The sequence below is a fragment of the Janthinobacterium pasteuri genome (assembly GCF_051380775.1).
GTDB lineage: Bacteria > Pseudomonadota > Gammaproteobacteria > Burkholderiales > Burkholderiaceae_D > Janthinobacterium.
This window is the reverse complement of the sequence record NZ_JBNYXS010000021.1, coordinates 51,515-74,740: the sequence shown is the minus strand read 5'-3', so window position 1 is coordinate 74,740 and position 23,226 is coordinate 51,515. Positions and strand designations below refer to the sequence as shown.

Annotated in this window: 22 protein-coding genes; 5 read left to right on the top strand and 17 right to left on the bottom strand. The window is 64.1% G+C overall.

The window, feature by feature from the left end; genetic code table 11:
• Positions 1 to 11: 11 nt before the first annotated feature.
• Positions 12 to 527 carry a DUF2271 domain-containing protein gene (locus tag ACQ4WN_RS19850; RefSeq protein WP_436553067.1) on the bottom strand — a complete coding sequence of 172 codons (516 nt, stop codon included), beginning with the start codon at positions 525 to 527 and terminating at the stop codon, positions 12 to 14.
• Positions 528 to 558: 31 nt separating this feature from the next.
• Positions 559 to 1,212: a PepSY-associated TM helix domain-containing protein gene (locus ACQ4WN_RS19845; RefSeq protein WP_436553066.1), complete on the bottom strand. Its 654-nt coding sequence runs from the start codon at positions 1,210 to 1,212 to the stop codon at positions 559 to 561.
• Positions 1,213 to 1,474: 262 nt separating this feature from the next.
• Here ACQ4WN_RS19845 and ACQ4WN_RS19840 point away from each other — a divergent pair, with 262 nt between their 5' ends.
• Both ACQ4WN_RS19840 and ACQ4WN_RS19835 read left to right on the top strand, forming a co-directional pair.
• Positions 1,475 to 1,972, top strand: coding sequence for a pyridoxamine 5'-phosphate oxidase family protein (locus ACQ4WN_RS19840; RefSeq protein ID WP_436553065.1), 498 nt, complete (start codon positions 1,475 to 1,477; stop codon positions 1,970 to 1,972).
• 88 nt (positions 1,973 to 2,060) lie between these two features.
• A complete protein-coding gene (locus ACQ4WN_RS19835) occupies positions 2,061 to 2,669 on the top strand; it encodes a DUF2239 family protein (protein WP_436553064.1) in 609 nt (202 codons plus the stop codon).
• A 9-nt stretch (positions 2,670 to 2,678) separates the two neighbouring features.
• On the opposite strand, the gene ACQ4WN_RS19830 is transcribed toward ACQ4WN_RS19835, so the two are convergent.
• The 13 genes from ACQ4WN_RS19830 to ACQ4WN_RS19770 all read right to left on the bottom strand — a co-directional run bounded on the left by ACQ4WN_RS19830 (position 2,679) and on the right by ACQ4WN_RS19770 (position 19,093).
• Positions 2,679 to 2,945 (bottom strand): hypothetical protein, encoded by a 267-nt coding sequence (locus ACQ4WN_RS19830; protein WP_436553063.1) that lies wholly within the window; start codon positions 2,943 to 2,945, stop codon positions 2,679 to 2,681.
• Positions 2,946 to 3,156: 211 nt separating this feature from the next.
• Positions 3,157 to 3,534, bottom strand: coding sequence for a KGG domain-containing protein (locus ACQ4WN_RS19825; RefSeq protein ID WP_436553062.1), 378 nt, complete (start codon positions 3,532 to 3,534; stop codon positions 3,157 to 3,159).
• A 193-nt stretch (positions 3,535 to 3,727) separates the two neighbouring features.
• The gene (gene pdeM, locus ACQ4WN_RS19820; protein ID WP_436553061.1) at positions 3,728 to 4,402 is read right to left on the bottom strand and encodes a ligase-associated DNA damage response endonuclease PdeM; all 675 of its coding nucleotides are present in this window, start codon (positions 4,400 to 4,402) and stop codon (positions 3,728 to 3,730) included.
• Positions 4,399 to 6,876, bottom strand: coding sequence for a ligase-associated DNA damage response DEXH box helicase (locus ACQ4WN_RS19815; RefSeq protein WP_436553060.1), 2,478 nt, complete (start codon positions 6,874 to 6,876; stop codon positions 4,399 to 4,401). The genes pdeM and ACQ4WN_RS19815 overlap by 4 nt, the downstream gene beginning before the upstream one ends.
• Before the next feature lie 7 nt (positions 6,877 to 6,883).
• Entirely contained in the window at positions 6,884 to 8,527 is a 1,644-nt protein-coding gene (locus ACQ4WN_RS19810) for an ATP-dependent DNA ligase (protein WP_436553059.1), read from the bottom strand.
• Positions 8,520 to 9,560, bottom strand: coding sequence for a ligase-associated DNA damage response exonuclease (locus ACQ4WN_RS19805; RefSeq protein ID WP_436553058.1), 1,041 nt, complete (start codon positions 9,558 to 9,560; stop codon positions 8,520 to 8,522). The genes ACQ4WN_RS19810 and ACQ4WN_RS19805 overlap by 8 nt, the downstream gene beginning before the upstream one ends.
• Positions 9,561 to 9,651: 91 nt before the next feature.
• Positions 9,652 to 11,337, bottom strand: coding sequence for a RecQ family ATP-dependent DNA helicase (locus ACQ4WN_RS19800; RefSeq protein ID WP_436553057.1), 1,686 nt, complete (start codon positions 11,335 to 11,337; stop codon positions 9,652 to 9,654).
• Positions 11,338 to 11,443: 106 nt separating this feature from the next.
• Entirely contained in the window at positions 11,444 to 11,842 is a 399-nt protein-coding gene (locus ACQ4WN_RS19795) for an MAPEG family protein (protein ID WP_436553056.1), read from the bottom strand.
• 48 nt (positions 11,843 to 11,890) lie between these two features.
• Positions 11,891 to 15,289, bottom strand: a complete 3,399-nt coding sequence (locus ACQ4WN_RS19790) for a hybrid sensor histidine kinase/response regulator (RefSeq protein ID WP_436553055.1) — start codon at positions 15,287 to 15,289, stop codon at positions 11,891 to 11,893.
• Complete coding sequence (locus ACQ4WN_RS19785; RefSeq protein WP_436553054.1) at positions 15,286 to 16,410, bottom strand: hybrid sensor histidine kinase/response regulator; 1,125 nt, start codon at positions 16,408 to 16,410, stop codon at positions 15,286 to 15,288. Before ACQ4WN_RS19785 ends, ACQ4WN_RS19790 begins: the two co-directional genes overlap by 4 nt.
• Positions 16,411 to 16,516: 106 nt before the next feature.
• The gene (locus ACQ4WN_RS19780; protein WP_436553053.1) at positions 16,517 to 17,125 is read right to left on the bottom strand and encodes a chemotaxis protein CheB; all 609 of its coding nucleotides are present in this window, start codon (positions 17,123 to 17,125) and stop codon (positions 16,517 to 16,519) included.
• A gap of 1 nt (position 17,126) precedes the next feature.
• Entirely contained in the window at positions 17,127 to 17,972 is an 846-nt protein-coding gene (locus ACQ4WN_RS19775; RefSeq protein ID WP_436553052.1) for a CheR family methyltransferase, read from the bottom strand.
• 128 nt (positions 17,973 to 18,100) lie between these two features.
• Positions 18,101 to 19,093 (bottom strand): aldo/keto reductase, encoded by a 993-nt coding sequence (locus ACQ4WN_RS19770; RefSeq protein ID WP_436553051.1) that lies wholly within the window; start codon positions 19,091 to 19,093, stop codon positions 18,101 to 18,103.
• Positions 19,094 to 19,176: 83 nt separating this feature from the next.
• Between ACQ4WN_RS19770 and ACQ4WN_RS19765 the strand changes: the two genes are divergently transcribed.
• Together ACQ4WN_RS19765 and ACQ4WN_RS19760 are read left to right on the top strand one after the other, a co-directional pair.
• Positions 19,177 to 20,067 carry a LysR family transcriptional regulator gene (locus ACQ4WN_RS19765; RefSeq protein ID WP_436553050.1) on the top strand — a complete coding sequence of 297 codons (891 nt, stop codon included), beginning with the start codon at positions 19,177 to 19,179 and terminating at the stop codon, positions 20,065 to 20,067.
• Positions 20,068 to 20,134: 67 nt separating this feature from the next.
• Positions 20,135 to 20,644, top strand: coding sequence for a GAF domain-containing protein (locus tag ACQ4WN_RS19760; RefSeq protein ID WP_436553095.1), 510 nt, complete (start codon positions 20,135 to 20,137; stop codon positions 20,642 to 20,644).
• Positions 20,645 to 20,648: 4 nt separating this feature from the next.
• Here the strand turns inward: ACQ4WN_RS19760 and ACQ4WN_RS19755 are convergent, their stop codons facing one another.
• Together ACQ4WN_RS19755 and ACQ4WN_RS19750 are read right to left on the bottom strand one after the other, a co-directional pair.
• The gene (locus ACQ4WN_RS19755; RefSeq protein WP_436553049.1) at positions 20,649 to 21,236 is read right to left on the bottom strand and encodes an O-methyltransferase; all 588 of its coding nucleotides are present in this window, start codon (positions 21,234 to 21,236) and stop codon (positions 20,649 to 20,651) included.
• Positions 21,237 to 21,434: 198 nt separating this feature from the next.
• A complete protein-coding gene (locus ACQ4WN_RS19750) occupies positions 21,435 to 22,328 on the bottom strand; it encodes a DMT family transporter (RefSeq protein ID WP_436553048.1) in 894 nt (297 codons plus the stop codon).
• Positions 22,329 to 22,430: 102 nt separating this feature from the next.
• Here ACQ4WN_RS19750 and ACQ4WN_RS19745 point away from each other — a divergent pair, with 102 nt between their 5' ends.
• Positions 22,431 to 23,210 (top strand): AraC family transcriptional regulator, encoded by a 780-nt coding sequence (locus tag ACQ4WN_RS19745; RefSeq protein WP_436553047.1) that lies wholly within the window; start codon positions 22,431 to 22,433, stop codon positions 23,208 to 23,210.
• The last annotated feature ends 16 nt before the right edge of the window (positions 23,211 to 23,226 follow it).

Genomic DNA, 23,226 nt, shown 5'->3' with positions numbered 1-23,226 from the left:
ATAGAGGCGCCTTATGGTTTGAGTTGGACGACGACATTACCGAGTTCTTCCTTGCCTTTGCCAGGAACGGACTGGGCCGATTTCAGCGGCCACTGGAATGGCACACGCACCAGTTCGCGTCCGCCCGCTTCGCGCGCCGCTTCCACCACCACCTGGTATTCACCGGCCGGCAGCTTGTCGAGCAAGGCCTTGGCACCCGGGAAAGTCAGGGTATGTTCGCCCGGCGCGCGCGTGGCGCCGCTGACGCCGTCAACGGGCATGGCCAGGTCGCGGCCGCTCTTGCGCCACCATTGGCGCATGTCTTTCAGCCATTTCTCTCCCGCCTTGTCTTTCTTTTTCACGTCATACAGCACCGTCAGGTTGCCGACGACTTTTTGATCGGCCGTTTCCAGCCACGCAGCCACGTAGGGACGGTGATATTCCGCCACGTTCAGTTGCGGGATTTCAAGCTTGAGGGCCAGGTCGGCCGCCATCGCCGAAGTGCCGATCAGGGGAAGGCCAAGCGCCAGGGAGTAGCGTAATTTCATGGTGTGCCTGTAAAAAAGAAAGTGAAAACGATCAGTGGATAAACAGCAAGGCGATCGCGCAGGGTATCAAGATACCGAGGCCAACCATCGGCCAGGTAAATGGCCGGTTGGCCGCGTGGAACTTCAAAATCAATAAACCCGTCAGGCAAAACACGATGCAGGCGCCGGCAAAAATATCGATGAACCAGTTCCAGGCCACGCCCGTGTTGCGGCCCTTGTGCACATCGTTGAGCCAGGACACCCAGCCCCGGTCCGTCAATTCATATTCGGCCGCGCCGTCTTCCAGGCCGATGCGCACCCAGGCGTCGCCACCGGCCTTGGGCAGCGGCAAATACACTTCGTCGACGCTCCATTCGGCGGGCCGCCCGCCCGCATTGAGCGACCATTGCTGCTTGAGCCAGGTCTCGGCAGCGGCCGGCATGGGCGCGTTGGCACCATCATGCCGGGCGGCATACGCGGCAAGTTCGGTGACCAATGGGGCCGGCAACTGCGCCTTCTGGCGCGTGATCGATGGCTTGGCCTCGATCTGGCTGGCATGATTCAGGGTGATGCCGGTGATGGCGAACAAAAACATGCCCAGCAGGCAAAGTGCCGAGCTGATCCAGTGCCATTGATGCAAGTTCTTCAGCCAGACGGCGCGGCTGGCATTGTTCCTGGCCTTGTCTGCGGTGCCCGCATTACCCATCGAGGGCTCCCGGCAAGGAGCGAGCCAGGTGGCGCGACAAGTCAGTGTGCTTCATTCCCATCCTTCAATCAAAGTTTATGCCCATCGTTTCAAACAAATGATAATGATTATCATTTATTAAGTCAATACATGGGCGCCCCGCCAGGCCAGCGTTTTGTAACAGCTTTGAAACAAAGCAGCCCCACTACGTAAGCTGCCGTACAGAGCCGCATGCAACACCCGCCTATGCTGTTGTTCAGGACAACCATCAAGGGAGCACCCCATGCAAGCGTATTCCAGCGAACAATTGGCCAGCATCGCGGCCAAGATTAAGGACGTCAAATTCGGCATGTTGACCACCAGCGACGACATGCGCACCCTGACCAGCCGGCCCCTGACGCAGCAGCAGGTCGACAATGCTGGGCAAATCTGGTTTTTTGTCTCGGACGAGGCCGCCTACACGCGCGATTTGCTGAACAATCCGCAAGTCAATGTCAGCTTTGTCGACACGGGCGACAGCCTGTATGTGTCCGTCTGCGGCCATGCACATCTGCTGAAAGACCGGGCCAAGGCGGAAGAGCTGTGGAATCCGTTGATGAAAGCCTGGTTCCCGGGCGGGCTCGACGATCCGAAGCTGTCGCTGATCAAGGTGACGATCCAGTCGGCCGAATATTGGGATAGCAGCGCCAGCAAGATGATGCAATTCTATGCAATGGCCAAGGCCGCCATCACGGGTGAGCCACCGAAAGACCTGGGTGAACACGGCCGGGTCGACCTGTAGCAGGGCCGCCACATTTTACCCGGGTGTTATTGATTTTTAATTTGATCCGGGTAAAATTGCGTGCATCGTCACGCATTGGAGGCAAGACATGCACGCACCCAGACAACTCACCGCCTTTGCGGGTCCACACAAAGTTGCCAGCGGCACCTTGCGTGCGGTGGCCCAGACACTGAAAGAATGGGTGACGCGCGATCCCGGGGCGCAAATCCTGATCTTCGACGACACGAGCGGCAGCCAGGTCGACCTGAACCTGCACGGCAGCCTGGCAGATGTGCTGCAGCGCCTGCCACGCGAAGCCGAGGAGGCGCCAGCGCCGCAGGAAGACGCACCCCTGCCCCCGCGCACGCCGGGCCGCCCGAAGCTGGGCGTGGTGGCGCGCGAAATCACCCTGCTGCCCCGTCACTGGGAATGGCTGGCGACGCAGCCGGGCGGCGCCTCCGTGGCCTTGCGCAAACTGGTGGAACAAGCACAGCGCAGCAACAAGGCGCACGACGAGCAGCGACAGGCGCGCGAAGCGGCCTATCAAGTCATGAACGCGCTGGCCGGCGATGCGCCCGGATTCGAGGAAGCCACCCGCGCCCTGTTCGCCGGCAAGCAGCCGGCTTTCCTGGCGTGCGTACAGGAATGGCCAGCCGACGTGCGCGAACACGTCTTGCAACTGGCCCAGCGGGGATGGTCCGGGAGCGAAGAAAGATAGGCGACCCGGTCAGACGCCGGTGCTGCCCGTGGTGTCGGGTGCATCGTCGGCGCTCTGCCTGCTCTGCCCGGCGGAGCCTGACTGATGATGGGGCAAGCGGTCGGCGCGCCGCACTTCGCCGATGGAAAACAGATCGTCGCCGATATCGAGTCCTTGCTCGCTATCGACCAGCACAAAGCTCTCGGCCGACTCGGCCGTGCTTTGCTTGCTGCCTGCCGTGGAAGGCGTGCCGCCCTGGCTATTGCCGGGCTGCGGCGTAGTGGAGTTGCCCATCATCTTCTCCCTGATCGTGAGTGCGAGTTGATTGCACATTGACTGCGAATTTTGCACATTGACTGCGAATTGGCCGTGACCGGCGCAGCTACTTCATCATAGTCCATGCCTGCTGCATTGCATCAAAATTTTGCGGCTGGCCGAAAATGGCCGCGACTGGCCAGCGGCAATGCGCGATTCCCGCCGGCCAGGCCTGCCTTGCTATCGCTTCCCCTTACTTGTTGCGCGAACCGGACGAGCCCGTCCCCGAACCCGCACCGCCGCTTTGCTTGTTGCCACTGTCGCGGTTGCCATCCTGCTTCATGCCTGGATTGGTACGCGCACCGCTGGCACTGGCGGCACTTTGCCGGCTGGCATCGTTTTTGTGGCTTTGGCTGCCTGCGCGGCGCGCTTCTTCCGACGTGAATTCATGCGCCGTGCCCTTTTCATGCGCGGCACGTCCGCCTTCGCTGGCGATTTCGCGCTGCTGGGCGGGGTCCATGGACGCGAAGCCACGCTTGCTGGTATCGCTTTGCTTGTTGCCGCCACTGCTACTGCTACTGCTACTACCGGCTTTACTACCTTGCTGTTTATTGTCGCTCGATGTGGCCATGATGATCTCCTGGATCGATGAATCAGAAAACAGTGCAAACCATGCAATTCTTCCCCCTCGCACGGCAAGGGAAGCCTCATCTTAGTGCGCACATGGGACGCAAGAAATAGGAGGATGGCAAGAGCGCATGTAGGATGAGTCCCGCCTGTGGTGGCAGAGTTACTTTTAGTTTTCCACCAAAAGTACCAAATACTCAGCAGTTGGCGGGTATCGCGAAAATCGCCGCGTCCGCCGTCACATACACGCGCTCGCCAGCGGCTGGCTGCACCGCATGGCCGCCAGTAAAGGCGCCAAATGATGGCAAAATGGCACGCTGCCGGCCCAGCAGGAAACACGCCAGGCGCAAGCCCTTCCTGTCCGCGCGCAATTGAAACACGGGATGCATGTGACCGGCCAGCACATAGCCAGGCGCGACGGTGTCCGGGTGATGGCAGAAGGACAGATTGCCCACATTGTGCGGTTCGTCCACCATGCCGATACCCAGTGCGCTGGCCGGATCGCCAGCATGCGCATCGTGGTTGCCGCGCACCACCGTCAGGCGCACGTCCGGATGGCGCGTGCGCCAGGCCAGCATGGCCGCCACGGTGGCGTGCGCATGCGCGGCGCGCGCGTGCAGAAAGTCGCCGAGAAAGACGATTTCCTCGCAAACATGGCTGGCCAGCAAGGCGTCCAGCGCCAGCAGGTTTTGCGTGGTGGTGCCGCGCGGCACGGGCACGCCCAGCGCGCGAAACGCGGCCGCCTTGCCGAAATGGATGTCGGCGATAATCAGCATCTTGCGCGCCGGCCAGTACACGGCCTTGTGCGCCAGTAGCCACACCAGCTCGCCAGCCAGTTCCACCACGCAATGCGCTGGGCGCTGGCCATTCATGCGGCCGCCTTTTCCAGCGCGCTCACCAGGCGCGCCACCCGGTCCGACAGTTTTTCCGTCGTCAGCTGTTCGCGGAAACGCTCGACCATCAGGCCGAAGGCAAACGGCGAGGCACGCTCCAAAGGCTGCAGACTGATGCGTCGGGCGTGCAGCTCGCGCAAGGTGGCGCGCAAGCGCGTCAGTTCCAGTTCCTGTTCCAGCACTTCGCGCTGCGCCTGCGTGAGCAACAAATTGGCCGCGTCGTGCTTGCGGAACACTTCAAAGAACAGCGAGGACGACGCTTGCAGCTGGCGCGCGCTTTTCGGCTGACCTGGATAGCCCTGGAACACGAGGCCGGCGATGCGGGCAATTTCGCGGAAGCGCCGCTGCGACAATTCCGTCGCGTTCAGGCTGGCCAGCACGTCTTGCAGCAAGTTGTCCGTGCTGAACAGGGCAATATCGGCGCCGCTGGCGGCCGTCAACAGCGGCGCAAAAGCGATATCGGCCATGCCCAGCAATTCAAAGCCGTAATCGTTGACGGCGATCGACAAGGTCGCCGGTTGCATGCGCGCGATGCGGTAAGCGAGCAGGGAAGCGAGGCCCAGGTGCACCGAGCGGCCCGCAAACGGATACACGAACAGGTGCTGGCCTTCGCGACTGGACAAGGTTTCCACCAGCAGACTGGTGCGCGTGGGCAGGCTGGACCATGTCTGCTGGATGGCCAGCAGCGGCGCCAGCGCGCGCATTTCCGGCCCGCTGGCACGGCCTTCCTGCGCCAGCTGCAACTGGTCCAGCACGGCATGCGCCAGTTCCGACGACAGCGGCATCTTGCCGCCCTGCCAGCGCGGCACGGCGCCCCGGCTGCCTGTTGCGCGCCGCACATACGCCGTCATCTCGTGCACGCGCACAAATTCCAGGATGCGCCCGCCAAACAAAAAATGGTCGCCCTGCTTCAGGCGCGCGATGAACGATTCCTCGATGCTGCCGATCCGTGCGCCGCCCAGGAACTTGACCTGGATCGCCGCCTCCGACACGATGGTGCCGATGCTCATGCGGTGGCGCCGCGCCAGGGCTGCATCCGGCACGCGGTACACGCCGTCATCATCGGGCAGCACTCTCCGGTATTCCGGATACACGGTCAGGCTTTGCCCGCCGCGGGCCACGAAATCGAGCGCCCATTGCCACTCATCTGGCGTCAGGTGGCGATACGACCAGGCGGCGCGCACTTCGTCGTACAGCCCCGCCGACTCGAAGCCGCCGCCCAGAGCGATCGTCACCAGGTGCTGCACCAGCACGTCGAGAGGCTTGTCCGGCACGGGGCGCGCTTCCAGGTGGCCTTGCGCCAAGGCAGCGCGGGCAGCGGCCGCTTCCAGCAATTCCAGGCTGTTGGTGGGCACCAGAGTGACGCGCGAAATCCGTCCCGGCGCGTGGCCGCTGCGCCCGGCCCGCTGTACCAGCCGGGCGATGCCCTTCGCGCTGCCCACCTGCAGCACCCGTTCGACGGGCAGGAAATCGACGCCCAGATCCAGGCTGGAGGTGCACACGACGGCTTTCAGTTCGCCCGTCTTCAAATGCTGCTCGACCCACTCGCGCACTTCGCGGTCCAGCGAACCGTGGTGCAGGGCGATCAATCCCGCCCAGTCCGGCCGTGCGTCGAGCAGGTGCTGGTACCACAGCTCGGCCTGCGAACGCGTATTCGTAAACACCAGCGTGGTGGCGCTGCCCTCGATCTCGGCGATCAACGGCTGCAGCATCTGGATGCCCAGGTGGCCGCCCCAGGGAAAGCGCGTGGGGTTCACAGGAATCAGGCTGTCGACGAGGATGCGCTTCTTGACTTTACCTTCCACCAGCACGCCGTCGCTGCCTTCGCCCAGCAAGACCTCCTGCGCCTGCGGCAGATTGCCCAAGGTGGCCGACAAGCCCCACGTCATCAATGTGGCACTCCAGCGGCGCAAGCGGGCCAGCGCCAGTTGCACCTGCACGCCGCGCTTGCTGCCCATCAATTCATGCCACTCATCGACGATCACGGTTTCCAGCAGGCTGAAGCGTGCCTGCGCGTCCATCTGGCTGAGCATCAGCGACAGGCTTTCCGGCGTGGTGACGAGCACCTCGGGCCAGGCTTTCGCCTGCCGCGCCCGCTGCGCGGCGCTGGTATCCCCCGTGCGCGCCTCGATGCGCCAGCCGGGAGCGAGATCCACGCCCGAGGCTTGCAATGCGCGCACGGTGTCGGCCGCCAGCGCCCGCATGGGCGTGATCCATAGCACGCGCAACCCCTGCTTTCGTCCCTGTTTTCTGCCCTTGCCTCGCAGGCGCTCGGCGCGCAGCAAGGCGCCGAACCAGACGGCATACGTCTTGCCGGAACCCGTGCTGGCATGCAGCAGGCCGGAGCGCCCCTGTGCAGCAGTGCGCCAGACGGCGCGCTGGAAGGGAAAGATGGTCCAGCCGCGCCCGGCAAACCAGGCATCGATGCGCTGCGCCAGCGTGCTTTTGCTCATCGCTTGCTCATGCAGTGGTCGCCAGCATGGCCTTCAGGGTGGCCAGGGTATCCGCATCGGCGATGGCCTTGTCTTCGCGCCGGCGCAGGATGCGGGGAAAGCGCACGGCGATGCCCGCCTTGTGGCGGCTGGAGGCGGCGATGCCTTCGAAACCGATCTCGAACACCATGCTCGGCTGGACGCTGCGCACGGGGCCGAATTTTTCTATCGTCGTCTTGCGAATGGCCGCATCGACTTGCGCGATTTCCGCATCCGTCAGGCCCGAATACGCCTTGGCGAACGGCACCAGCTTGCGTTCCTCGCCAGGTTCGCCATCGCTAGCATCGTCCCACACGGCAAAGGTGTAATCCGTGTACAGCGACGCGCGCCGGCCGTGGCCCGCCTGGGCGTAGATCAGCACGGCGTCGATGGCATACGGGGCGATCTTCCATTTCCACCAGGTGCCCACGTCTTTCGTGCGGCCCACGCCATACGCGGCCGCAACAGCCTTGAGCATCAAGCCTTCCACGCCGCGCGCCCGCGATTCGCTGCGGATGGCCGCCAGCGCGTCCCAGCTTGCCGCAGCGATGCGCGGCGACAGACGCAGCGTGGGAGAGCGCACGGCGGCCACCAGGGTTTCCAGCAACGCACGCCGTTCCAGCTGGGGCAGCTGGCGCACATCGACGCCATCCATTTCCAGCACATCGTAGGCCACGAGAACGGCCGGCAACTCGGCCAGCAGCTTGGCAGGCAGCGTCTTACGGCCCATGCGCTGTTGCAAATCGGCAAATGGCGCCGGCACCTCGCCCGGCTGCCAGACGAGGATTTCGCCATCGAGCACCGTACCCTCCGGCAAGGCCAGCTGTGCCAGCTCGGGAAAGCGCTCCGTGATCAATTCTTCGCCGCGCGACCACAACCAGTTCACGCCATCGCGGCGCAGCAGCTGGGCGCGCATGCCGTCGTATTTCCATTCGACCAGCCAGTCGGCAAGGTCGCCCAGTGTCTCCGGCGGCGCCTGCAAGGGGTGCGCCAGGAAGAACGGGTAAGGCTGGCCGCCGCGCAGCGCATGTTCATCATCCGACTGCGCGCCGGTCAGCTTGAGGAATCCCGCGCCCGTGGGGCTGACCTTGCCATCGGTCCAGCCCATCAGGCGCTGCGCGATCAGCTTGCTGTCCACGGCGGCGATGCTGGCGAGCGCGCGCGTCACCAGCAGTTTTGAGACTCCCACGCGAAAGCCGCCGCCGATCAGCTTGATCAATAGAAAACGTTCGCGCGTTTCCAGCTCGTCCCAGTACGCCAGCAGGGCCTCGCGGATGGTCTCTGGCGCCGCGCCGCGCAACGGTGCGATGCGCTGCTCGACCCACTCGGCCAGGCCGATGTCGCTGCGCCTGGCGGGCGCGGGCAGGATCAGCGCGATGGTTTCGGCCAGGTCGCCCACGGCGTGGTAGGCCTCGTCAAACAGCCAGGCATCGAGACCCGCGCGTTCGGTCGCGTATGCGCGCAGCAACTTGGTGGGCACGGCCTGGCGCGGCTTGCCGCCGGCCAGGAAGTACACGGCCCAGGCCGCGTTCTCGGGTGAGGCGCCGCGAAAATAGGCTTGCAGCGCCGCCAGCTTGCGGCTGGTGGAGGTAGTCTCGTCGAGTTCCGCGTACAGCCGGGCAAATTCACGCATGGGTGACGTCCTCCGCTGCCGTGGAAGCACCAGGCGCACTGTCATCGGCTTCGTCATCGCCATATTCCGTCTCGAAGCCGCCCGCCTGCCAGCCATTCTGCTGCAGCCAGCGCACCATCACGGGTATCGAGCCGTGCGTGACGATGATGCGTTCGGCCTGCGTGGCCTGGATGGCTTGCATCAGGCCGGGCCAGTCCGCATGGTCGGACAGCACGAAACCCCGGTCCACGCCGCGCCGCCGGCGCGCGCCGCGCAGCAGCATCCAGCCGCTGGCAAACGCATCGCTGTAGTCGCCGAAGCGCTTCATCCACGGCGAACCGGCGGCCGAGGGCGGCGCGATCACCAGCGCCGTCTTCAAGGCCGCCTTGTGCGTGACATCGCCCACCATCACGGTGGCCGGCAAGGCCACGCCGGACGCGCGGTAGACCTGCGTCAAGGCCTGCGCCGCGCCATGGCAGATGATGGGGCCGATGGTGGCGTCCAGACCCGCCAGGATGCGCTGCGCCTTGCCAAAGGCATAGCAGAACAGCACGCTGGTGCGCCCTTCGGCCGCATTCCTGCGCCACCACTGATTGATGTCCTCGTGGATTTCCTGCGGCGCCTGCCAGCGGTAGATCGGCAGGCCGAAGGTCGATTCCGTGATAAACGTGTCGCAGCGCACGGGTTCGAACGGTGCGCAGGTTGGATCGGGCTGCAGCTTGTAGTCGCCGGACGCCACCCATACCTGGCCGCCGTGCTGCATGCGCACCTGGGCAGAACCGAGCACGTGGCCGGCCGGATGCAGCGAAACCTGCACGCCGTGGTGTTCGATGGTCTCGCCATACGCGAGACCCTGGATGGAAACGGCACCCAGACGCGCCTGCAGCACCTTGACGCCGTCGCTGGCGCACAGGTAATGCCGGTGGCCCACGCGCGCATGGTCGGCATGCGCATGCGTGATGATGGCGCGCTCGACAGGGCGCCACGGGTCGATGTAGAACTGCCCCGGCACACAATACAAGCCTTCCTTGCGCACCACTACCATGTCCGCCATGCCCAGCTCCCTACGTTAAAAAAAACCGCGTTGGAATGGGCTGATTCTAGCGCTCTTTCGCACGATCACTGTTCGACAGCGCACAATGAATTCAAGCCGGTGCGACAAACTCGGCCATGAAGGTGCGCGTCGTGTTTTCGGGAAACGCAATCGTCACCTGGTCCCCCGCCACCAACAGCACGGTGCCGACCTGGTAGCGGGGCACGCGCACGCGGCTGCCCACGGCGAGCAGGGGCGACGTCGACTGCGCCTGAGCAGGCGCTGGCGGCAACTCGTCCAGGGTGATGGGTGCCGCCAGCGCAGGTGGCGACTGGCAATTATCACAGGTGCAACAGCGCTTGAAATCGTCCGCATCGCCAAAATACTCGAGCAGCAATTTCCAGCGGCAAAAGCCGCTTTGTGCATACGCCACCATCTGCTCGAGCGCCTGCCTGTCGCGCTCCTGCTTGTCGATATAGATGTGCGCCAGTTGCGCGAATGACAGCGACTTGGCCGTGGGCGCTTTCAGGCTGTAGCCCAGCTTGCGGTCCTGGCGCAGCAACTTGCCGTCTTTCAACAGTTTCAGGCAGACCTTCAAGTGGCCATCTGAAAACTCGGGCAAGCCCGATGCCAGCGCAGCAAAAGCGAAGGTGGCCGGCAGCTCTTGCGCTGCCGCGACGATGGCGGCCAGTTCGCCTTCCGTGGGATAGTGCTTGGCCAGGAAGAATTGCTGCACCCGCTTGTCCTGCTGGAAATACAGCAAGGTGCAGTCGGCGGGCAAGCCATCGCGCCCTGCCCGGCCCGATTCCTGGTAGTACGCTTCCAGGTTGGCCGGCACCTGCAAATGGATCACGAAGCGCGTGTCGGGCTTGTCGATGCCCATGCCGAAGGCGTTGGTGGCCACCATGATGCGGCGTTCGCCGCCCATGAACAAGTCCTGGTGGAGCTGGCGCTCGCGCGCCGCCAGCTTGCCGTGGTAGCACGTGACGCTCTCGCCCACATCCTCCAGCCGCGCCGTCAGATCCTCGACGGCCTTGACGGTAGCTGCATACACGATGCCCACGCCGGGTGTCTCGCGCAGCAGGCGCAAGACTTCATCCTGTTTTTCTGCGGCATTGGTGACCTGGATCACGCGGTAGCGCAAATTGGCGCGGTAGATGCCCGTATTGATGACCTGCAGCTTGCGCGCATCCAGTTGCGCGTCGATATCGGCCATCACTTCCCCGGTAGCCGTGGCCGTCAGCGCCAGTAAGGGCGGGCGGCCCAGCGCGCGCAGGGCGGCGGCAATTTCGAGGTAGGCGGGACGAAAATCGTGGCCCCACTGGGAAATGCAATGGGCTTCATCGATGACGACCAGGCTGGGCGGCGCAGCGCCCAGCAGGGACAGGAATGCGGGATTGGTCAGACGTTCCGGTGTGCAAAAGATGATGAGCCGGCCACCCTGGGCTATGCGGGCGATGGCGGCGGCATCCTCGGCGCGCGACAGGCTGCTGTTGAGCTGCACGGCCGTGATGCCCAACTGCTGCAGCTTTTCCAGCTGGTCTTTCATCAGCGAGATCAGCGGCGACACCACCAGGGTGGCGCCGGGCAACAGCGCGGCGGGCAATTGGTAGCACAGCGATTTGCCGCTGCCGGTAGGCATGATGGCCAGGGTGTCCTGCCCGGCCAGTACGCTGTCGATCACTTCCTGCTGGCCCGCGCGCAGCCGCGCCACGCCAAATACGCAGCGCAGCAGCCGCTTGATCTTGCGCTGCCGGGCGCTGCCCGACTCTTGCGTTGCGGAAGTGGTGGTGGTCATTGCAGTCCGGTCCCTGACATGCCGGCGCCAGCCGCCAGCTTGCTGTCACTCTACGGCCGGGCCCCGCGCACCGCCATAGGACGGCTGCTACCGTTCACGTAGGACTTCAGGAAGCGAACAGGATGGCCCAGAAGACCATCAGCAAACCGGCAATCGACACGCACCATACCAGCGTACGCACGACCGGCACGCCAAACGCGTACAGCGGCAGGTAGAGCACGCGGGCGGCCAGATACAGGGCGGCGCCGTACAGGGTCAGCGCGCTTTCCTGCGCCGTCACGTGGGCGATCAGTACGGCGGCAGCGAACAGGGGCAGGGTTTCAAACAGGTTCGCCTGGGCCCGCTGCAAGCGGCCCGTGATCTTGCCCACGGGCGGCCCGTCGCCGTCGCGCGCGCTCACGTTATACGCGGTGCCTGTTTCGCGCGTGCGTAACAGCGCGGGCAACAGGATTTGCACCAGCGCCAGTACCAAAGTACCGCCTAGCATGGTCAGTTCAGGAGTCATGTTTGCCTCTGCAGGGTGAGACAGGCAGGCCGTGCCGGCGCGTGCCCGTCAGGGTTGGTCGAGTGCTGCTTGTAATTCCGTCAAATCATAGGGCTTGCGCAAGACACTGGCGGAAAAGCCCAGTTCATCCATCGACTCCTTGCCATAGCCGGTGGAAAAGATGATGCGCATGTCCGGTTTCTCGCGCAGCACCATGCGTGCCAGCGCGATGCCGGACATGCCTGGCAGGCTGACATCGGTAAACAGGATATCGAAGTCTTGCTCGTTAAGCAATTTCCAGGCCGCCTCGCCATCGGCGACGCCGCTGACCGTGTGGCCCAGCATGCCCACCAGCTCGCACACCATCAGCTGGGAATCGAGATTGTCTTCCACCACGAGTATCTTCATCGATGTCGGCATATCCCCTTGCGGTTCTGGCGCATGGCCAGTCAGGTCCAGCCCCGGCGTACCGCCCCCCAGCACGCTGGCCGCCTGACCATCGGCCGCCGGACTGCTGGCCACCGGTGCGCCTGACCGTTCAAACTGGCGCGCCCGCATTTGCTGCTGGCGGTTGGCCAGCACATGGCGCAGCTTGCGTGCCAGCTCTTCGCGCCGGTACGGCTTGCTGAGCAATTCCACCCCCGCGTCGAGACGCCCTTCGTGCACGATGACATCCTGCGCGTAGCCCGAAGTAAACAAAACGGCGATATCGGGCTGCAGTTCGCGCGCCTGGCGCGCCATCTCCGTGCTGCTGACGGGGCCCGGCATGATGACGTCCGTAAACAGCAAGTCGATCTGCGCGCCGCTATGCAGCACGGCCAGCGCGCTTTCGCCATCTTCAGCCTTGAGCACCGTATAGCCGAGCGCACCGAGCATGTCGACCACGGTGGTACGCACGCCCATGTCGTCTTCCACTACCAGCACCGTTTCCGTGCCGCCCGTGACGACGCCGCTCAATTCCAGTTCCTCGTCCGCTTCAGCCATCAGGGAACGGGGCAAATAGATTTTGACTCCCGTGCCCACGCCAGGTTCACTGTAAATGCGAATATGGCCGCGGCTTTGCGTAACGAAACCATACGCCATCGACAGGCCCAGGCCCGTGCCCGCGCCTTCCGGCTTGGTGGTAAAAAACGGCTCGAACGCGCGCTGCAGCACGGGCCCGCTCATGCCGCGGCCCGTGTCCGTCACCGACAGCATCACGTACTGGCCCGCCGGCACATCGACCAGCTTGTGCACATATTGCTCGTCGAGCACCACATTACCCAGCTCGATGGTCAGCTTGCCCACGCCATCCATGGCGTCTCGCGCATTGATGGCCAGGTTGAGGATGACGTTCTCGATCTGGCTGCGATCGACCAGGGTATTCCACAGCCCGCCGCCGCCCACCAGCACGATGTCGATCGCTTCACCCAGGGCGCGCCGCAGCAGCGCATCCATGTTGCGCACCACCCGCGCCAGGTCGGCCACCACGGGTTGCAACGGTTGACGCCGCGCAAACGCCAGCAGGTGGGACGACAGCTTGGCGCCCCGCTCGACGGCGGCAATCGCCGTGTCCAGGCGCTGGCGCATCACGCCATCCGTGCCCGTCAGGTGCTGCAGCAAATGCAAATTGCCGGAGATAATTTGCAGCACATTGTTGAAGTCGTGCGCGATGCCGCCTGTCAGCTGGCCCACGGCTTCCATCTTTTGCGCCTGGCGCAAGGCATCCTCGGCCTTGGTACGCTCATTCACCTCCTGTTCGACACGGTGTTCGAGCGTTTCGTTCAATTCATGCAGCGCCTTTTCAACGCGGCGCCGGTCCGTGATGTCGGTCTTGACGGCGATCAGGGAGTGCGTCTGTCCCTGCTCGTCCAGCAGACGGCTGACATTGCTCGACACCCACACTTGCGAGCCATCTGGCTTCAGGTAGCGCTTTTCCAGGGAGAACGATTCACCCGTTTCCACCAGGCGCTGGAACAGCACGCCGTTGCCAGGCACGTCCGCCGGATGCATGATGTCGTTCATGTTCAGGCTCAGCAGCTCTTCAGCCGAGCGGCCCAACATGCGGCACAGGGCACCGTTGACGCGCTGGAAACGGCCATCGAGGCCCAGCTCGGACAAGCCCACCGAGGCCTGGCCGAAAATGGCCGCCATGCGCTCCTGGCTGGCGTTGAGTTCATCCTCGATCTGGCGCCGCTCCGTCACGTCGAACGACACGCCCACGTAGCGGCGCTGGCCCGGCACCCAGCCGGCCACCACCTCGCCCTGGCGCGCGATCCAGCGCAACGCGCCATCGGCAGGGCGGCGGATGCGGTACTCCACATACTCGAGGGGATTTTGCGCCAGATCAAGCTTGCTGGGCCCCACCTTCTTCAAGTCCCGTTCGTCTACCAGGCTCACCAGCAACTGCTGCGTAACCTCTTCCTCGTCGGCAATGCCCCACAGGCGGCGGAACATGGGCGAGACCAGCATCGCGCCCGTCTCGGGGAACCATTCGAAGGTGCCGATGCCGCCCGCCTGCTGGGCCAGGCGAAGCCGCTCCTCGTCTTCCATGCGCTCGGTGACATCGATGCCCTCAACCAGGATGCCCGTGACCACGCCCTCGTCATCCTTGATGGGCTGGTACACGAAGTCGATCTGGCGCTGGCCCGTTTGCCCATCGGCAGTCTGCAAATCCACTTTGACCTGGCGCCCCTCGTAAGGTTCGCCCGTGCGGTAGACCTGGTCGAGCAACGCGATGAATCCTTGCGACTTGATTTCGGGCAAGGCCATTTCGACTGTCTTGCCCAGTAAATCGCGGTGGCCCACCAGGCGCAGATAATGTTCATTCGCCAGCTCAAACACATGCTGCGGCCCGCGCAGCAGGGCCATGAAGCTGGGCGCCTGCTGGAACAGGGCGCGCAGCAGCGCACGCTCTTCGCCCAGGCGGCGGTTGGCCGCGCGCACGGCCTCGCTTTCCGTCTGCAAGGTGGTGTTGAGTTGGCCCAACTCGGCCGTAGCCAGCTTCAGCTGGCGCCCCTCTTCCATGCGCGCAGTCAATTCCAACGCCGTGCACAGCACGCCGTCCACCTGGCCGTCTGCGCCATGCACGGGCGTGTAAAACAGGTCGAAACAGACATCCGCGCGCTGTCCGCCGCGCAACAGCGGCAAGCTGCATTCGCGGTGCACCTGCGTCTCGCCGCGCAGTCCCGCTTCAAGGATGCGCGCGTTCCAGTCCCAGATTTCGGGCCAGACGGCGGGCACCGTGCCGCCCAGCGCCGCCGGATGGCGCGCCCCGGCGATCGGAATGTAATCGTCGTTATAGATCATGACGTGCTGCGGGCCCCACATCAGCACCATCGCCATCGGCGAATTGAGCACGATGTCGACGCTGGTGCGCAAATGGGCCGGCCAGCCATCGAGCGCGCCCAGACTGGTGGCGGACCAGTCGCGCCGGCGCACCATCTCGCCCATGCTGCCGCCGCCGCGCGGCCAGGCTGGCGCGCTCATGTGGCCAGTCCCGCTTGCACGCGCACCTGGCACTGGCGCGGGATGCGCACGGTCGCTACCGTGCCCTGCGTGGCCGTGGAACTGAGCCCGACCGTGCCGCCGTGAGCCTTGACGAACATGCTCACCGTGTACAGGCCCAGTCCCAGACCCTGCCCCGTCCTGCGCTTTTCACCCGCCTGCCGGAAAGGTTCGAACAGGGTCGGCAGCAAGGCGGCGGGGATGACGCCACGATTGACAATGCGCAACTCAATGCTGTCGGTGGCGCGCCCGTCCAGGGCCAGTTGCACCGGCGTACCCGCCTCGCCATGCGTGATGGCATTGCATAACAGATTCGAGATGACTTGCGACAGCAAGCCCGCATCGCATTGCCCGTGCAGCTCGCCTACACTGCTGACCTCGACATGCGCGGCCTGGCCGGCCGTCTCGAATTCCTCGACGATCGCGCGCGCCAGCGCCTGGTAGTCGTGCGTGCTGCTGCGCAACTCCATCGTGCCGGAACGGATGCGCGCCAGGTCCAGCAGCTGGTCGACCATGCGCGCCATGCGCTTGGCGCTGCTTTCGATGCGCTGCGCCGTGACGATCACCTTCGGGTGGTCGCTCATCATCGGCAACAGCATGGCGCCGTTCATCACCACCGACAAGGGCGTGCGCAAATCGTGGCCCAGCACGGCCGTGAACAATTCATTGAGGTGCAGCGCATGCTTGAGTTCATCGAGCTGGGCCGACAGTTCACGCTTTTGCTGAAACAGCTGCACCAGCACCGCCACCTTGCTTTGCAAGGCTTTCACGTCGATGGGCTTGTACAGGAAATCGACGGCGCCCGCCTCGTAGCCACGGAAGCTGTAGCTCGGTTCGCGCGATGCGGCCGTGAGGAAAATCAAGGGGATGCCGCGCGTGCGTTCGCTGCCGCGTATCAGTTCGGCCAATTCAAAACCATCCATCTGCGGCATTTGCACATCGATCAGGGCAAGTGCAACTTCATGCGTCAACAGCAATTCCAGCGCTTGCGCGCCCGAACTTGCTTTCAGGATGACAATACCGGGCCTTGCCAGCACGGCTTCGGCGGCGACCAGGTTTTGCGCAATGTCGTCAACGACGAGGATATGGATAGGGGCGGTCACGGAATCATCTTCAGGCATCGCAACGGCAACATGCCATCGTGTCTCGATATAGTCATCAACATTGTTTCACTTTTCACATATATTACACGCACTGCTCCACTCCCACTCACTTGTGTTCGCCATCACCGAGCAAGGCCAGGCTGGCGGCCATCTGCGGCAAATCGAGCACGCGGTCGGCGCCGGCCCGCTTGAGCGCGGCGGCCGGCATGATGCCACAACTGGCCCGCTGCGGGTCTTGCACCCAGGCGCTGCCGCCCAGTTGCCGCACGCGCGCCAGTCCCGCCGCGCCATCGGCCGAAGCACCGGTCAGGATGATGGCCAGCATGGCGCGCCGGTAGGCGTACGCTGCCGTTTCCAGCAAGACATCGATGGACGGGCGTGAAAAATACACGGGTTCTTCCTGCGACAGGGAAAAACAGCCATCGGGTTCGATCTGCAGATGATAGTCGGGCGGGGCAAAGTACACGGTGCCGCCTTGCAGCGGCTCCTTGTCTTGCGCTTCGCGCAAGGGCAGCGCACAGCGCTCCGCATACAGCTGTGGCAAGCGACTGGAGCGGCCCGGTGCCAGGTGCAGCACCACCACCACGGCCGCGCCGCAGGTGGCGGGCAAGGCGCGCAGCACGCTGCCCAGCGCTTCCACGCCGCCGGCCGAGGCGCCGATGGCGATCAGGCGCAGGCCGGCGGGCGGTGGCGCCACCTCGCTGGTCGGCAGCATGTCAGGCCCGCTGGAAGATGCGTTCAGCCGGGCTCAGCTCGCTGAAGCTGGCCGCATGGCGGCTGAAATGCAGGCTTTCCTTCATGCCCAGGCCCAGGAAGCCCCGGTTCACCAGCGCTTCGTGGAACAGGCCCAGGCTGCGGTCTTGCAAGTCTTTATTGAAGTAAATCATGACGTTACGGCAGGAAACCATGTGCACCTCCGAAAACACGCTGTCCGTCGCCAGGCTATGGTCGGCGAAGACGAACTGGCGTCGCAGGCGCCGGTCAAAGATGGCGCCCTTGTAGGCAGCCGTGTAATAGTCGGACAAGGAACGCTTGCCGCCTGCCAGCTGGTAATTCTCGCTGAACTGGGCGATGCGCTCGATCGGATAGATGCCCGCTTCGGCGGCGGCCAGCGCCTCGACATTGATATCGGTCGCATAAATCATGCTGCGTTCGAGCAAGCCTTCTTCTTCCAGCAAGATGGCCAGCGACCACACCTCTTCGCCGCTGCTGCAGCCGGCCACCCAAATCTTGATGGAGGGATAGGTATGCAGCATGGGCACGACTTTTTCGCGCAAGGCGCGGAAATACGCGGGATCGCGGAACATCTCGCTCACTTGCACCGTGAAGAACTGCAACATCTGCGCGAACATGGCCGGCTCGTGCAAGATGCGGTTCTGCAACTGCGACAGGCTGGCGCAGCCGAAGCGCTCCATGGCCTGGCGCATGCGCCGGCGCAACGACGCCACCGAATAATCGCGGAAATCGTGCTGATACCTCAACAAGATTCCTTCAAGCAATAACTTCAATTCGATATCGAAAATATCATCATCCAGCAATTTGACATCCCCTCTTCTATGCATACTGCATCCCCTGCCGCGCACCACTTCGCGGGTACACGAGGCCAGCCGAAATGCTAGCAGATCGCCAGCGATTATCCCGCAGGCGAAGTGCCAGTTAGGTACGCTGGCGTACACTCGACCGTCTTTTGTCAGGCATCCACACCCTTCATGCCCTCGTCCGTATAACGCGCGCCCGCCGCCATGCCCAAGGGAAAGGCGGCGCTCATCGCCGCCAATTCGGCCCCGTCCAGCTGCACCGCCAGCGCGCCGAGGTTGTCGTGCAGATAGGCGATGCGCTTGGTGCCGGGAATGGGGATGATGTCGTCGCCCTGGGCCAGCAGCCAGGCCAGCGCCAGCTGTGCCGGCGTGCAACCCTTGCCACGCGCGAGGTCCCTGAGCAGCGCCACGATGGCCTGGTTGCGCGCCAGGTTATCGGCCGCGAAACGGGGGTTGAACTGGCGAAAATCCCCGGCGTCGAGGCTGTCCGCGCCGGCAATGGCACCTGTCAGAAAACCGCGCCCCAGCGGGCTGTAGGCAAAGAAACTGGCACCCACTTCGCGGCAGGCGGCCAGTACGCCCTGCTCCGGCTCGCGCGTCCATAGCGAGTATTCGCTCTGCACGGCGGCCACGGGGCAGATCGCCGCCGCGCGCCGCAAGGTGGCGGCGCTCACTTCGCACAAGCCTACGGCGCGAATCTTGCCCTCTTGCCGCAGTTGCGCCAGCGCCCCCATCGAGTCTTCCAGCGGGGTATCGAGATTCAGGCGGTGCAGGTAAAACAGGTCAATGGCTTCCACGCCCAGGCGCGCCAGCGACGCGACGCACGCCCGACGAATATAGGCGGGAGAGTTGTCCACGCGGCGCGCATAACTGCCCGCCTCGCGTGCCAGGCCGCACTTGGTGGCGACCAGGGCTTGCCCGCGGTGCTTGCTCAAAAAGCGTCCCAGCAATTGCTCGTTGTGGCCAAAGCCGTAGGCATCGGCCGTGTCGAACAGGTTCACGCCCGCCGCCAGGGCCGCTTCCAGGGTGGCCAGCGATTGCGCCTCGTCCGTGGCGCCATAGAATTCCGACATGCCCATGCAGCCCAGGCCCAGTGCCGAGCTGCTCAAGCCGCTACGGCCGATGCGTCGTTGTTGCAGTTGCATGTTGATCTCCCTTACGTCAATACGGCTAGTCTGCGCCGCGCCAGCAAGCAAGGGAATGCGCAATTTCGTGATACCTTTCTGGTATGAGAAGCCTCGATACCCATGCCTTGAGCCTGTTTTGCGCCGTCGCCCGCTGCCTGAACTTCCGCCAGGCGGCGCAACAGCTGCACATGACCCAGCCGCCCCTGTCGCGCGCCATCAGGCTGCTGGAAGACAGGCTGGGCACGCGATTGTTCGAACGCGATACGCAGGGCGTGGCCCTGACGCAGGCGGGCCGTACCCTGCTGCCGCAGGCGCTGCACATCCTCAACTTGCTGGAAGCAGCGCAAGCGTCACTGCGGCAAGACAGCGCTCCCGCGCGCCTGCGCCTGGGCCTGACCAGTTCGGTGGAAGCAGGCCTGTTCCGACCCCTGCTGGCGGCCTTGGACAAGCAATTGGGCAGCATGCGCCTGGAACTGACGGCGGCACCCTCGCCGCGCCTGGTCGCGGCCGTGCGCAAGGGCCAGCTCGATGCGGCCCTGCTCGCCCTGCCCAGCGCCACCTTCGAGCTGGCCGTGCAGCCGCTGGCGCGCCAGCCCATGATGCTGGCGCTGCCGGCCGGCCACCGACTGGCGAAGAAGCGCAAGCTTAGCCTGGACGACATCGCGGCAGAATCGATTTACTGGTTTGAACGGGCGCGCCAACCCGCCTTTTTCGACCATTGCCAGGACATCTTCCGCCGGCATGGCTTCGCGCCGATTTTCCTGCGCGAAGCGCCCGACCACCATGTGCTGCTCAGCGACGTGGCGGCCGGCAAGGGCATGGCGCTGCTGGCCGACTCGTTCCGCGCGCTACGCCTCGCTGGCGTGGCCTACCGGCCATTGGTGGAGGGGGAGGAACTGGCGGCCGGCATCGGCCTGGCCTGGCGGGAAGAACACGGCCATGCGGCCATGCCCCTGCTGCGCCAGCTGGCGCTGGAGCATTTGAAAAAGTGAAGGCTGCACGCGGATGCGCCAGACGCGCTACCATGACGCCTTCCCCATTTTGTACGCCACCACGACCATGACGTTTACCATCAGCGACGCCGCCTACGGCACCGACACCCCCGCAGCCAAGCAAACCATGTATGCGGACCTGCGCTCGCAGCTGCAAGGCTTGCTGTCGGGCGAAACCGATTTCATCGCCAATACGGCCAACTTTAGCGCGCTGGTCTTCAACACCATGCCGGGCCTCAACTGGGCCGGCTTTTATTTCCTCAAGGGCGAGGAACTGGTGCTGGGGCCATTCCAGGGCAAGCCGGCCTGCATCCGTATCAAAAAGGGCCGCGGCGTGTGCGGCACCACCGTGGTCGAAGGCAAGTCCATCGTCGTGCAGGATGTGCACGCGTTTCCCGGCCACATCGCCTGCGATGTCAATTCGCGCTCGGAACTGGTGGTGCCCGTGTTTGCGAACGGCCAGATCATCGGCGTGTTCGACCTTGACAGCCCGTTGACGGGACGCTTTGACGATGTCGACGCGCAGGGCGTCGAATCGCTGGTGCGCGTGCTCGAAGCGGCCATCGTCGCCGAATAAATAGCTAATTGGCCGCCTTGACGGCGATGAATTCGCCCTTGCCCACGGTGGCCAGGCACGTCGTGTAGCGGCTGTCGGCACGGATGGCGTCAAGGAAGCCCGCCATGTCCGCGTAGTGCGAACTGGCATTGTCGACCACCAGCATGCCGCCGGCCGCCAGCGTGCGGTCCAGCTGCGGCCACCATTGTGCGTATTGCTGGCGCGCGGAATCGAGGAAGATGAAATCGTAGGCGCCGTCGGCAGCATCGTGCAGCACGTCGCCCGCGTCGGCCAGCAACTGCCCTATCACGCCCTGCAATTGCGCGCGCACAAAGTTGGCATGCGCCATGTCGAACTTGTCCTGCGCCTTTTCCACCGTCACCACGCTGCCACCCAGCGAGCGCGCCGCGCGCGCCAGCCACAGGGTCGAGTAACCGTTCGAGGTGCCGATTTCCAGCACCCGGCGCGCACCACGCGCGTGCACCAGCACGGCCAGCAGCTCGCCCGTGTCGCGCGTGATGTTGAGCATGCGCCTGGCGCGCTCCACATGCGCCGCATCGTTGCTGCTGCCGAATGCTTCGAGTTCGCTCAACAGAGTGTCGATGCTATGCATGCTGCCTCCTTGTTCAAAGCATCAGCATAGCAAAAAAACTAAGTAATCCTCGGGAAATTATTGTGAAATTATGACGAACAGAACCGGATGCTATGCAAGGCGCCTGTTGCGACGCAGTGCAAGCACTGCTAGCAGCAGGCAACGCTGCAGAGCGCCGGTTATGGAAGTCAGAAATCACAATAACTTATTGGGGATTACTCAAGCGCTGACGCGGCGGCGCAGGGGGCGTTTCAGGGTTTGCACCATCACCACGCCCAGCAAGGTCACGCCGCCACCGATCACGTCGTAGCTGTGCAAGGTTTCCCCCAGGAACAGCAGGGCGATAATCACCGTGAACACGGGCAACAGGTTCATCAATGTCGTGGCGCGGCTGGGCCCCAGCCTGGCCAGGCCATGCATCCACAAGAACGGCGCGATGATGGAGGCGGGGATGCCGGCAAACAGCACCAGCGGCAAGCCCGCGCTGCTGACGGGCGGCGCGGACTGGCTCAGGTAATACACGAACAGCACGGGCACGGCGCACCAGACCTGGATCAGCAGCGAATGCCAGTTATCCATGGGAATCTTCCAGCGCTTGAGCAGCACGCCGTAACCGGCATACGACAGGCAGGCCAGCAGCATCAGGGCGTCGCCCAAGGCCGCACCATGGGCGATCAGGGCGGCCGGGTCGCCATGGCTGAGCAGATAGCCGAGTCCCAGCAGCGACACCAGGCCGCCAAACACGCCGCCCACGGTGGGCGCTTCTTTCAACAGCAGCACGGACAGGCCCACGGCCAGCAGCGGCATCATGGACGCCAAAATGCCCATGTTGGTGGCCGTCGTCGTTTGCGCGGCGATGTAGGCCAGGCACTGGTACATGACCATGCCCAACATGCCCAGCACAAACAGCTTCCCAAGATACGGTTGCACCACGGCCCGCTGCTTCCACACGGCGCGGCCGAAGACCAGCGCCAGCAGCACGCCGGCCAGCAGCCAGCGGTAGAACGAGATGGCGGCCGGGTCGATCACGCCCACGGCCATCTTGCTGACGATGGTATTGATGGCCCAGATCAGCACGGCGATCACGGGAAACAGATAATGCCTGGCTTGCATGCGAAGAACTCCACTATTCAATGGCGGCCATTTTCGCATGGTCCGATTCCATGCATATAATGCATACCGGACAAACAATGCGAAGAACCGGACAAAGACACGATGGCCAGCAACCAGCATTTCCCCGCCGTTTCCGACGCCCTGCCCTATCCCGTGTACTTTCGCCTCGACGATTATCACGCGCACCAGCAATTCGATTACCAGAGCCATCCCTGGGGCCAGCTCACGTATTGCTCCAAGGGCGTGATGGAAATCATGGTGGCGGGCCAGCGCTACCTGTCGCCGCCCCAGTATGCCGTGTGGATACCGCCCGATACCTTGCATGACGGCTATATCCGCCAGGATGTCGTGTTTCACTCGGCCTACATCGATGCCAGCCTGTGCGCGCAACTGCCCGCGCAGCCGTGCGCGCTGGTGCTCAGTCCCTTGCTGAAAGCCATCCTCGGCGACTTTGCCGAACGGGGCGTCACGACGCCCGCCACCCTGGCCGACCAGCGCCTGGCGCAAGTGCTGGTCGACCAGTTGCAGCTGGCGCCCTGCAGCCGCAACTATCTGCCGGGCAGCGACGAGCCCGTCATCGCGGCGCTGCTGGCAGCCCTGCAGGCGGATCCCGGCAGTAACCGCTCACTGGCCGACTGGGCCGCGCAATTGCATGTGACCGAGCGCACGCTGGCGCGCCGCTGCCAGCGCGAACTGGGCATGCCGTTCGGCGAATGGCGCCAGCGCCAGCGTTTCCTGGCCGCCCTGCCCCTGCTGGAACGGGGCGACACCGTGCAGGCGATCGCGCTGGAACTGGGCTATAGCACGGCCTCCGCCTTCATCGCCATGTTTCGCCGGCAAAGCGGTGGCACGCCCGACCAGTTTCGCCGCGGCCTGTGCTGAAAAAGCGCGTCCGGTT